The organism is Paenibacillus nicotianae (genome assembly GCF_042681745.1).
Taxonomy (GTDB): domain Bacteria; phylum Bacillota; class Bacilli; order Paenibacillales; family Paenibacillaceae; genus Saccharibacillus; species Saccharibacillus nicotianae.
Genome location: NZ_JBHUGF010000001.1, coordinates 318,768 through 331,305, shown reverse-complemented (window position 1 = coordinate 331,305; position 12,538 = coordinate 318,768). Strand labels below are relative to the sequence as shown.

General features: G+C 40.9%; 10 protein-coding genes. All 10 read right to left on the bottom strand.

Translation table 11 applies throughout. The features are described from left to right. Window positions 1–22: 22 nt before the first annotated feature. The 10 genes from ACFSGI_RS01495 to uvsE all read right to left on the bottom strand — a co-directional run bounded on the left by ACFSGI_RS01495 (window position 23) and on the right by uvsE (window position 12,526). Window positions 23–1,210, bottom strand: coding sequence for a rhamnogalacturonan acetylesterase (locus ACFSGI_RS01495; RefSeq protein ID WP_204826675.1), 1,188 nt, complete (start codon window positions 1,208–1,210; stop codon window positions 23–25). A 184-nt stretch (window positions 1,211–1,394) separates the two neighbouring features. After that, complete coding sequence (locus tag ACFSGI_RS01490) at window positions 1,395–2,261, bottom strand: carbohydrate ABC transporter permease (protein ID WP_379282260.1); 867 nt, start codon at window positions 2,259–2,261, stop codon at window positions 1,395–1,397. Window positions 2,262–2,302: 41 nt separating this feature from the next. After that, window positions 2,303–3,208: a carbohydrate ABC transporter permease gene (locus ACFSGI_RS01485; protein ID WP_204826615.1), complete on the bottom strand. Its 906-nt coding sequence runs from the start codon at window positions 3,206–3,208 to the stop codon at window positions 2,303–2,305. Window positions 3,209–3,323: 115 nt separating this feature from the next. Beyond that, complete coding sequence (locus ACFSGI_RS01480) at window positions 3,324–4,616, bottom strand: ABC transporter substrate-binding protein (protein WP_204826614.1); 1,293 nt, start codon at window positions 4,614–4,616, stop codon at window positions 3,324–3,326. A 588-nt stretch (window positions 4,617–5,204) separates the two neighbouring features. Further along, window positions 5,205–6,764, bottom strand: a complete 1,560-nt coding sequence (locus ACFSGI_RS01475; protein ID WP_204826613.1) for a response regulator transcription factor — start codon at window positions 6,762–6,764, stop codon at window positions 5,205–5,207. Continuing rightward, window positions 6,757–8,520: a sensor histidine kinase gene (locus ACFSGI_RS01470; protein WP_204826612.1), complete on the bottom strand. Its 1,764-nt coding sequence runs from the start codon at window positions 8,518–8,520 to the stop codon at window positions 6,757–6,759. Before ACFSGI_RS01470 ends, ACFSGI_RS01475 begins: the two co-directional genes overlap by 8 nt. Before the next feature lie 269 nt (window positions 8,521–8,789). After that, window positions 8,790–10,061, bottom strand: a complete 1,272-nt coding sequence (locus tag ACFSGI_RS01465) for a stalk domain-containing protein (protein ID WP_204826611.1) — start codon at window positions 10,059–10,061, stop codon at window positions 8,790–8,792. Between the two features lie 128 nt (window positions 10,062–10,189). Next, complete coding sequence (locus ACFSGI_RS01460) at window positions 10,190–10,459, bottom strand: hypothetical protein (protein ID WP_204826610.1); 270 nt, start codon at window positions 10,457–10,459, stop codon at window positions 10,190–10,192. Between the two features lie 145 nt (window positions 10,460–10,604). Then, window positions 10,605–11,477, bottom strand: a complete 873-nt coding sequence (locus ACFSGI_RS01455) for an inositol monophosphatase family protein (RefSeq protein ID WP_204826674.1) — start codon at window positions 11,475–11,477, stop codon at window positions 10,605–10,607. A gap of 47 nt (window positions 11,478–11,524) precedes the next feature. Beyond that, window positions 11,525–12,526 carry a UV DNA damage repair endonuclease UvsE gene (gene uvsE / locus ACFSGI_RS01450; protein ID WP_204826609.1) on the bottom strand — a complete coding sequence of 334 codons (1,002 nt, stop codon included), beginning with the start codon at window positions 12,524–12,526 and terminating at the stop codon, window positions 11,525–11,527. Window positions 12,527–12,538 lie beyond the last annotated feature (12 nt).

The window sequence follows — 12,538 nt, the reverse complement described above, 5'->3', positions numbered from 1 at the left end:
CCTTTATAGAAATATAGCGATCTTAGCGCAAATACATTACTAACGGCTGAATCGCCAACGCACGAATACTTTCAGCCACAAGCCCTGCTACCTCAATAGCACCTTGTTCTTGAAAATGAGTATTGTCTTCCATTCCATCAGGAAAGTTGAGATACTCGCCCGGATGTAACCATACAAATAACGATTTACTTTGTTCTTCACCCAGTGACTCGAACAATACTTTGGTCTGCTGAGCTAGATCGATCAAGGGAATCTGTTGCTCTGTTGCTAACTCTTTAATCGCTACAATATAGTCGCCATGAGTATCTATAAGGACTCCATCTGCATCAAAGTAACGCCGACTAACCGGAGTTATCAAAATTGGAGTAGCCCCTTTGGTACGAGCGACTTCGATATATTGCAATAAGTATTCTTTGAATGTCGTAAATGGTTCTGTACCCCGCGCAGGATCATGCTTTTCATCGTTATGACCGAATTGAATACATAGAAAATCGCCTGCTTTGATCTGATCTGCGATCACAGCCAATCTGCCTTCATCTATAAAGCTTTTGGAACTGCGACCGGATACCGCATAGTTATTGACACAGACATCATGCTTGAACCTTGCAGGCAACATCTGTCCCCACCCAGCATAAGGTGCTCCGCCTTGCTTCTGATCGGTTACCGTTGAATCGCCTGCGATAAATAGTGTGAGTGCTTGCGGTACGGCTGTAATCTCTACTGCATTTAGACGTGGAGCTTTGCCACTGATATGCAATTGCAGTTGATGTTCAATCACAGGAACTGTAAATAATTTGCTCACAAATTGACCGGGCAAGGTGTCTACAGGTGGTAACATTAGCTTCCCTGCTCCACATTTGATAATCGTGTGAGTGGCTGCTTGTTCATCTCCAATTGTCATCTGGATCTGATATGTACCATTAGGCAGATCGGTTATAAATGACGTACCGAGTGGAATACAGAAGCTACTTTGTAAATGATCGGTAGCCGTTACGATCTGGTCTGTACGGTTAATATGACTGTACATAGCGCTTCGCTCTCGTCCATATACTCTTTCTGGATGTGCAAATCCATAAGACAATCCTGTTTCGGTATTCTTCTCATATCGATCATCAGGAGACACAGCGATATAACCGGGAGTGACTTCTCCCGGTCCAAAATCATATCGCAATGGTGACAATAACGGTTCATACGCTGAAAGATTAGACATAGATGCAATAGGTGTAGATGACGATTCACCCAATGCTGCGCTGTCATCGCCACCTTCTGTGATCCGCCATTGGTCTGTAGAAGTCTGAGTGGCTGATTGATGATTCATTGGCTCCACCATCCTTGCATAGATCGCTTTGATCCTAAATTATTACCAGATTGTACAATACTTGTTGTCGTTACAATTATCCTTTGATCCCGCTAGAACTGATCCCTTCGACAATATGTCTTTGGAAAGCGAAGAAGATTGCTACAACAGGCAAGAGACTTACAATCGACATCGCGAACATTGCTCCCCAGTTGGAAGAAGATTCGCTATCCAAAAACATTTTCAGTCCCATCGAGACTGTATATTTATCCGGTGAATTCAAGTACAGTACCGGCCCCAGTAGATCTTCCCAGCGCCAGTAAAAAGAGAATATCGCTGCTGTCGCCAGCGAAGACTTGATCAATGGCAAAATAATCTGTAGAAACAAACGGAATTTCCCGCAACCATCTATCGTCGCCGCTTCATCCAAATCTTTCGGAATCGTACGGATAAACTGTACCATCAAGAAAATAAAGAATGGTGCTCCGAAAAATTGTGGAACGACTATCGGATAGATACTGTTCAGCCATCCTAATTTGGTAAAAATAATATATTGCGGAACCAGTACAACATCATGTGGCAACATCAAGGTGACCATCATAATCGCAAACCAGAAGTTCCGACCTTTAAAATTCAAACGAGCGAATCCAAAAGCAATCACTGCTGAGGATAACACTACACCGATTGTCGAGATCACAACGATCACTAACGAATTCCACATATAATGCCCGAAAGAATAACCGCCGACACCTTTCCAACCGGTAATGTAGTTATCCCACATCCATTGAGCAGGTAATAATGTATTGGCTGTCGCAAAGATCGTACGACTTTCTTTGAACGAACTGAGTAACATCCATGCAATCGGATACATCATTAAGATGGCGAGCAAGCCGACAAAAATGTGATAGATCGGCCATTTGATTTTGCGCCAGAACCAGCCTTTTTGTGCTCGGCTACTACTCATTACATTGTATTCAGGGATAGACGCTTTACGTTCAGCCATTATTAACGTCCTCCTTCTGATTCATAGAACACCCACATTTTAGATGTTTTGAATAATACAAATGTTAGAATACCGATAAAGATCAACATCACCCATGCCATAGCAGCCGCATAACCCATATTGTTGAACATAAATGCTTGGCGGAATAAGTAGAGCGAATACAACATCGTTCCGTCCAGAGGGCCGCCTTCTCCTTTGGAAATTACATATGCAGGTACAAACGTCATAAATGCACTAATGGTCTGCATAATTAGATTAAATAAAATTACCGGACTAAGTAGCGGTAAAGTAATATTCATAAATTTGCGTACAGGTGAAGCACCATCAACACTGGCGGCTTCGTACATTTCAGGTGAAATATTTTTCAAGCCAGCAAGGAAAATCAACATCGATGAACCAAACTGCCACACCGATAATGTAATCAGCATGCCGAGTGCAGCCGTCGCATTACCAAACCAGTTAACAGGTGCAGCACCGAAAGCCATTAAGAAATGGTTGACGATCCCTTGCTCACTAAAAATATTACGCCACATAATAGATACAGCTACACTACCACCAATAATGGATGGCAAATAATAAATCGTTCGATATGTACCTACCATCCGCGATGCTGTATTGAGTACCATCGCTACAAATAAAGCAAAAGCTAATCGTAACGGAACACCTACAAATACATAATAAATCGTGACTCTAACCGAGTTCCAATACTTCGGATCATTGGTAAACATTTTTTCAAAATTACCAAGTCCTATCCAGCGCGGCGAAGTAAACAAGTTATAGCTTGTAAACGAAAGATACAACGAGATAAACATCGGGATCAAAGTGAAAGCCAGAAATCCAATAATAAAAGGGCTGATAAAAGCATATCCAGTCAAATTGGTTTTTAAAGACTCATTACGTATAGCCATAAGCGTTCGCACCTCCTCAGATCGTTGAGATTTTGAGAAATAATCGTGAACCGAGTGGATTATACCTTTCCAGCGATCGGTTCACGTTCTCTATGTCTATCTGCTAACGAGTTCGTTACGGTTGATTGTTCGACAAGATCGCATTGGCATCTGCCCGGAATTTCGGTGCGACTTCAGCAGCAGTTGCTTGTCCAAAGTTAATCTGCTCTACATAATCGGTCAACGCTGCAATAATCTCAGCCGATCCTACAGGTGGTGGTGGACTCATTGGTGAACTGATCGGTTCCATTTTAGCGACAAAATCAAATACTTGTTTCTCCGTTTCACTTAATTCTGGTGCTACAGCTTCTTTTACAGCCGCAGAGATCGGTACACCGCGTTCGCCTTTGATCAATTTATTAGCATCTTGGTTGTTGATCCAGAAGTCGATAAATTTAGCTGCTTCGTCTTTGGATTGTGAGCTTTTTGCTACAGCCCAGTACATACTTGGTTGCATATAAATCCCTTTTTCCATATCAGGCCCTACCATCGGAGCAAGTTCCATCGGACGATTGACTACACGTTGTAACGCTACGAATTGGTTCGACCATTGCCAGATTCCAATTCCTGTACCTTTTACAATATCCGATTCTTCCAAAATTCCTTTGGTCTGGTTCAATTTTTCTTGAGAAGGCACTGCGCCTTCTTTGATCAGTTCAGCTAACATTCCGAAAAATTCAGTGAATAGCGCATCATCTTCATATCCAAGCGCTGTTCCTTCTGCATTGTAAAGGGATTGCCCTTTGGTACGTAAAAAGTAGTTAAAGAAAATATCTGCTGCCATCGAGCTATCAAAATAAATGCCTTTGTCTTTTGCTTTTAAAGCGAGCTCTTTGTATTGATCCCACGTCCAGTTGTCTGGAATTTCATTGATGCCTGCTTTTTTCAAAATTGCTGGATCGTATTGGAATCCCAAAACGTTCACCCCTGTTGGCATACCGTATTGTACGCCACCAATCACACCTGTTTTAAGTACATTTTCAGTCACATCATCGACTTTGATTTTGCTTCCTAAGTATGGGGTAAGGTCTTCCAACTGTCCGTTTTTAGCGTACTGGCTAATATAGGAGACATCCATTTGCATAATGTCCGGTAATTGATTAGCCGCTGCTTGTGGTGCTAGCTTTTTCCAATAATCATCAAAAGAAGCATATTCGATATCGATATTCACGCCTGGATTTTGTTCTTTGTACATATCGATAATTTTCTGAGTATATTCATGTCGGGTATCTGACCCCCACCATGCGATACGAAGTGTTTTGCCGTCTGTGCCTCCACTCGCGTTACTTCCGCCGCTACCTGAATTACCACAGGCTGTAATAAAAAGTAGAATCGTAACCATCAATACCAGTGCTGTTTTTTTTCTCATTATATTCTCCCCTTTCGTTAATCAAACGGATCGTTTCTGTTGTGATTGCTACAGTTAAGTATGTTGAGTGAAGTGACGCTCCTCTTTTTTGTTAACGCTTACATTTAAGTGATAACTTCATTTTCGCAGATGAATGATCACAAATGAATACACAAATCCGATGTGATCGTGTAAAAAACAGAGTAGTCTGAATTTCTACTAAGACGGATATTTGTATAAAAATGATTTGGTTTTATTGTATCAAGTGGCTTTTGCTACGATCATCATCATATTCTTGTCGTCGCTTGTTGTACTGAACTCCCTTGAATAACTACTATGCGGTAGAGAGTTTAGTACAAAGGCGAGCGCTTCGCTCTTTCAGAATATGATGATGTTATTCGCTTGTGCGTTGAGGTACAGTAGATTTGATTTAGGTCAAAATAAAAAGCGACTGTGTGTTGTCGCTTTTATTCATTGTTTGTTGAAATGTAGTATTATTCGCAGCCATTCATTTAAAATCACAACATAATAGCTATCAAGTGGACTCAAAAAACAACGCTACATAATCAGTTATATTTAACAATAGTTCATTCTGCATTTACTTCTGCTTTACTCTTCACTTTTCCGATACTCGGTTGGGGTCATGCCTGTCCATTTTTTGAATACCTGACTGAAATATTGAGAGTTGCCTCCGAATCCGAACAGTTCAGCGAGTTCGAATACTTTTACATCACCGCTACGGCGGATATGATCGGTGGAGCGTTCGATTCGATAACGATTGACATAATGAGAGAAATTATCGCCGGTCACTTTTTTGAAAATCTTACCGAGGTAATCTGGATTCATATAGAGCATCTGATTAGCCACTCCATTAAGCGATAATTCAGCACTGGTGTAGTTTTGTTCGATAATCTGGATCATTTTATTCACAACAGAAGATTGGCGATTCACATTGCTTTTGTAGTAACTCATCGTTAAGTAAGCGGCGGCTTCCTGCACGAATTCATGCAATCCAGTCAATGTATCCACCATTGCCAGTTCTGCCATTCGGCTGGTAAATAAAGAACGTTCTTCTGGCAGACACAGACGAATCATTACTGCATATAATTGCAGTACATACGAGCGCGTCACGCCAATATCATGTCGCCATTCCGCTAATGTCACAAATAAACGGTCGATTTCGGCGGTGACTTCTTCCATTTGCCCTGATTTTATTAACAATGTAAATGCTTCTTCATCCAGTTCAAAAGAAGTATTATCTTTCTGATCCGCTAATGCTAGATCCGACTTGGTGATAATACTGCCTTCTCCTACATAGAAGCGATGATTCATACATTGCTGTGTATCCCGATACATGCGCCGCAACGAGATGATATAATCAGGTTCACTCAGCGCAATCGTCACATCTAATTTGTAAAAGCCTGCAAAAATGTTTTGTACATGTTCCAGATCACCGATCAGCTTTGTAATCGATTCAGGATCATCTAGTAAAAGAAGCAATTCATCTTGCATATGAATCGTTGTCCCCATCAAGACACCATCTAATAGATCGTCAGCGATATTTTGAAGTGCAAAAAGATGTTCATATTCATGCGATTCTTCAACACGCATCAATGCCATACGTACCGGACGATCGCGCAGATTTAGATGAAATAATTGCTCATAATAATCAAGATCACGTACTCCGTACATTTTGTTAGCGATAAATTCTTTCAGAAATTGTTCTTTCACCTGTGGCAACATACGGGTAAATTGCTCTTTCATACTATTTACAAATTGATCACGTTCATGCTCAACTTCACGTTCTGATAATAATTCGCTGATTGCTTCTTGAATCTGCCGTTCGTTACAAGGTTTTACCAGATAATGCTTCACCCCGTACTGCATCGCTCTACGTGCATAATCAAAATCTTTATAACCGGACAGCATAATAAAGCGCACATCTGGAAAGGAAGCATGCGTCTTCGCTACAAGTCCAATTCCGTCGAGTCCGGGCATGGAGATATCGCTTATAACAATATCAGGGCAATTTTCTTGAATACGCTCGTATGCTTCCAATCCATTACGTGCTGTACCGATCAATTCGGTTCCGCTTTCCTGCCAGTTCACGACCTGTGATATCCCTTCTAAGATCATCCGTTCATCATCGACTAACAGTACTTTATACATCGTGCGCTTCCCCTCTCTCATAAGGAATCCGAATATGAAAAGTAGTAATTACACCAGGCAAACTTTCGATCTCCATGCCGTAATCCGAGCCAAATGTAAGTCGAATACGTTCGGTTATATTGCTCAGTCCAATCCCTTCACCACGCGTCTGTACTTGTCCGCTATGCAGACGTTCTAAAAATTCAGCCGTCATACCCGGCCCATCATCTTCAACACTAATATAGAGCATATCTTCTTCATGTTTTACTACAATTCGAATATGGCACACGTTAACACTAGGCTCCAAAGCATAATGAATTGCATTTTCAATCAGCGGTTGTAATGTTAATTTGGGAATAAGAGCATCTTTGAGATCGTCAGGAACATCCACTTCAAAATGCAAACGTTCTTCAAATCTCATCTGCTGAATAGTCACATAGCTATAGACAATATCAAGTTCGCGCCCTAATGGAATTAACTTTTCGCTCATATTGACAGAACTGCGTAACAGAAAGCCTAACGCTTCGACCATTTCTGAGATTTTGGATTGTTTGTTTACTTTCGCCATCCAGTTGATAGATTCTAACGTGTTATAGAGAAAATGAGGATTAATCTGTGCTTGTAGCGCTTTGAGTTCGGTTTCGCGAATAATAAGTTGTTTGGCATAATTTTCATCGATCAATTCACTGATTCGTCGTAACATTCGGTTAAATGTGCGGTGTAGTAATCCCACTTCAGTCTGTGATCCTTCAGGTACAGGGCCTAATGTTAATTCTTCCAGACGATCCAGATTACCTGTCTCTACTGTTCTCATTTTCTGTAATAAACGTTCCATCGGTCTAGTAATACTACGAGATAATCGTGTGCCAAAAGCCAATCCTAATAAAAAAATAGCAACAAAAATAATCGTAACCAGACGCTTCATCCATGTTATTCGTTCAAACATTGGATCAAAAGGAGTCATATGCAAATATGTCCAGCCGGTATATGGCGATTGAATCCGCGCAGAAAAATAACCACCTTCCGGCAAATTCACTACACCATAAGGCTGATTGCGACTTAATTCTTGATTAATCTCTGTTTCGCTAAACGATACCTTTTCAGGATAGACAATCTGTTGATGATCTGCGATCACCAGTGTACTACCAGCAGATTGATGAACCTGTTTATCAACAATTCGATCAATCCGAATCCGTATAATGACTGTACCTAGATTTTTCAGTGTAAATGTTGATCCAGTAAAAGCTTTAAATTGACGAACAGCCAACAATGAAGATTTACCACCAACATACCAGGCATTGGCTCCATTATTCTGATCTGCTAAGGTTGTAAGATCGGTTCGCAATTCAGCCGGTATTCCTTCTCGATTGCCTGCCGACATCACTTCTCCTTCTTTATCGATCACCATCATCGAATAGACAAAAGGCTCAGAACCTGCAAACGCGATCAGCCGATTGGTTAGCTTTTTGCGTAATACATTTTTTTGATAAACCGAATCAGTCTGTTCTAATTCTGTTAAGTATCGTTGCAATTGTTCGTCAGTCACAACTTTAAATGATAAGTGTTCCATATCTTTCAGTTGATTTTCAATACCGACAGAAGACATATTTAGCAATTCAGATGTCTTTTCATACATTTGGCTATCATACGTTTCATACAGATTGCTTAATACCAATGCGTAAAAAGCAAAGCTTCCTAACAACAGTGCAGAGATCAATAACAACATTTTACGATGAATACCTAAATTATTGTAAGCGCTTTTAATTCTGGTAAACATAAGAATGGTCTCCACCTTTGCAATCCGTTATTCTGTACTCTCCACATGATAACGTTTACATTTTTATTAATTAAATTCCATTTCCTGTATGTTTATTATAGCGTGAACAAGCAGAAATTTCAGTATATGTTTATAAATAGGGTCACAAATATATTTAGAGTATCTACAGAAAAAGACATCCCTTATGATAGGAATGTCTTTTTAGACTACTGTATTTTGTTGTTCTAGCTTGCTCATCATTTGAATATATCATCGTGTATCGTTATGAATTATCTGATAAACACAGCTTTCCAGCGGGCGACATACTGCACATCATAATCAAACGCCTGTGTAAGTACAGTCAAAGGAACATAGACTTTGCTGATCCCTTTATTCGTTTGGACAAAAGCAGGATTAGCAATCGTTTGGGTTGCACCATTTACTTTGATCTTTTGACTATTTACCGGAATACTAATATTATTTTTACCATTTTTGATCGTAGCCGTTTGAGAAGCATTTGACCAATTGACTGTTGCACCCAAAGCTGTTGTTACATCTCGCAAAGTCACATACGTTTTTCCATTTCGAATAACAGGCTTGTACGTTGTGGACAATGGTTGACCTTTGGTTACGATCGCAGGTGTTGTAGAAGCGCTAGATTGTCCTTTTGTAAATGGAGTCAGATAGCCTTTACTTCCCCAGATCGTTTGTATAAATGTACGCGCTATTGCATCATATCCGGTCTGATTCGGATGGATATCTCCTTCGGCGATATGAGTCATCGCTAATTCTTTACCAGGGAAATCTTTAGAAATATGAGCTACACGCACATCATATCCTTTAGCTACATATGATTTTGCAGTTTGATCTACAATCTGGCTAAATTGATCTGCGACTGTATTTAGTCCCGCGTATAATTTGGTACCGACTTGAGCAGGCATCGGTTGATATTGATCTGCTACTACAATCGTAGCTTTGGGGTTCAGCGCTGTAACTTGCTTGATAATATTATCGATATTTATGTTGTACTTTGTGCCTACTTGATCCAGATTAAGAGTGGAAATATCTTGCGGTAATGCGCTTAAAGAACCGAGCGCATTCAGAAAATCATTTCCACCAATCGTGATTGTGATCAGATCTGCTTGCGCAATATCTTTTTTCGCTTGAGTTGTATCTAGAGTATAGACAGCTCCTGGCAAATTCGTTTGAACATCATTAGTAGTGATCTTTGATCCTGCTGTGATTGCACGTAGATAATTGTCCAACCCTGTACTTGTCAGTCCAAGTATACTGTGGTTATCTGATTGTACGCTGGCGCGGAATAATCCCTGCTCTGCTACTCGTGGCGCAAAACCATCATAATTAGCCGCTTTCACACCTGGTTCATATCCTGCTGTTATCGAATCTCCTAAAAAGACCATATGTGCAAAAGCCTGCTTAGGATCTGGATTCTGACTTGTTGTCGCTGCATGCACCGATGAGATTCCTATGCCTGCACTACTACTAACCAGACCAAGCATAACTATGAGGAAATACACTATGCCTTTATGATTGCTTTTCATTCGATGCTTCATCCTTTCTGTGTATGTGTATCTCTATTTTCTTTGTATGGGTATGCACACCAAAAAAGCTGTTATCTATTTTCCCTTAGAGGGCGATAGATAACAGCTCTGTACCCTGTATTCTATGATCAACGAGATTCTGTATCATCTGTTGACTCTGGGCGCTTGATTTTGTTCAGATAATCGTCGTAACGTCCATCAATTTCTTTAGCCATTTTGCGATACTGCATCGTTTCTTCAGCAATTGGATCAAGTGTTGTCTGAATCCGAATCTCATACTTTGAAGGGATCATACGTCGCTCTCTGGCTTCACGATCTTCTTCTTGCATCAGACCTTCTGTTAGACGCTCAGTCAATTCACGTTCCAATTCTTCTGCTGATTTCTCAGATGAACTCATCGTTATTCACTCCTTTAACGATAATAATAGATTCGCCATAAGGACTTTATGCGTTGTATCATTACTTCTATCCTCTTATTACCCAATAAAGTAGAGATACTAATCGTATAATCGTAGGATAAGCCATTTGTTGATATATTATCGATTACTTTTGCGCAGGAATATCTTGTAGACCTGCCTCATGTAATTCAGTCATCAATTCTTGATGAATATGACCGTTGGTTGCTAATACATTACGTACTGCTAGATGATAATCTTCACCTGAGATATCTCCAATACGTCCACCGGATTCTGTAACTAACAGTGAACCTGCTGCCAGATCCCATGCGTTTAATCCGATTTCCCAATATGCGCTAAGTCGTCCTGCTGCCACATAAGCTAAATGTAGCGCTGCTGAACCGCCGTTACGAATACTACGTACTTTCGGTACAATCGCATTGAGCCCGCTCATATTCAGACGTAACGATTCGCCGCGATCTGCCGGGAATCCAGTAGCTACTAGACTTTCGCCAAGTGTAGCTTCTTGTGAAACTTTCATCAGATTACCATGCACATAAGCGCCTTTGCCTTTTTCAGCTACAAATAATTCATCATGAGAAGGATCATAGATCACACCGATAATCACTTCCCCTTTGTGTGCTAACGCAATCGATACACAATAGTATGGGAAACCATGCACAAAGTTAGTCGTGCCATCGATTGGATCAACGATCCATACATATTCTGAATCTTTGACAGCATTAATCGCTTGAGCGGAAGCCGCAGCACCTGCTCCTACACTTTCTTCTCCCAAAAATTCATCGTCCGGGCAGTACGTTAGAATCAATTTGCGAATCATTTGTTCTGCACCTTTATCGACTTCTGTTACCAAATCTTGTGAAGATACTTTGGTGTTTAACTGTTTGTAATCACCTAATTTGCTTTTGATCCATTCTCCCGTTTTGGAAGCCGCATTAATCGCTACCGCTACTTTACTTTTTCCGCTCACTACATAAGGTACTTTTTGTTGTTCTTCCATCATTTCATTCCCCCTGATTTCTGGAATTGACATCTACCTACATTATATCATGAGAACACTTCGATACTTCCACCGTCTATGATCCGTACTCCATCGTTTTGGTACATTGTCAAGTCGCGCATCAATTGAAATAATGCATGGTCTTTGTGCTTCGCTTCCAGCATCACATCGAGATGAGAAGAAGTACGCGCGGCTACTCTTAAAAAATCAAGTAAAGGCCCTGCTTCTACACCATCTGCATGACTACGACGATCGGTTTCACTTTTTGGACTAGACGCATGAATTTTGGGCGGTAAATGTACGCCATCAGGCACATCGGTGCGTGCTAATGGAGATTCCCATGTTTTGGCTACTTCTTCCCACCAATCTGAAGCTGGTTCTCCATGACAATTCACCATATGATGATGGATATCTAGCACCATCGGTAATCCCGTTTGTTGCGCAACAGCAAGCGTTTCACCTGTTGTGTATGTTTTGTCATCATTTTCAAGCGTAATCCGGCACTGGATCTCTGCACTCAGACGACCAAAATGCTCTACAAAACGTGCCGCAGACGTTGGCTTATCACCATAAGCACCGCCGATATGAATATTGTTTTTTGAGCGAGCATCCAGTCCCATTGCTTTGAGCATATTCACATGATATTGCAGATCACGAATCGAAGAGATCAGCACTTCCGGTCTTGGTGTACTGAGCACTGTATAATGATCTGGATGAAAAGATACCCTTAGATCATGCTTACGCACATACTCGCCGACCTCTGCAAACGGTTCTGCTAATGCTTCAAACGGATTCCAATCGTGCAAATCAGTATGAGTCGCCAGCGGAATTAATTTGGAGGAAAAGCGGTACATCTGAATACCTTCTGCTACATTATGGCGTAATAAACGCAAGGTATTGTGTAAGTTAGTTGTTGCGATTTGTTCTAACGAACGCAATCCTGCTTCGCGATCAGGCAGTTTGCTGAATCTAGCCATAGTCATCGTTTTGGAAGGGGAAGAATCTGCGATTTCAAGTGACATCGCCACATAGCCGAATCGTACAATCATATCGTTCAAGTG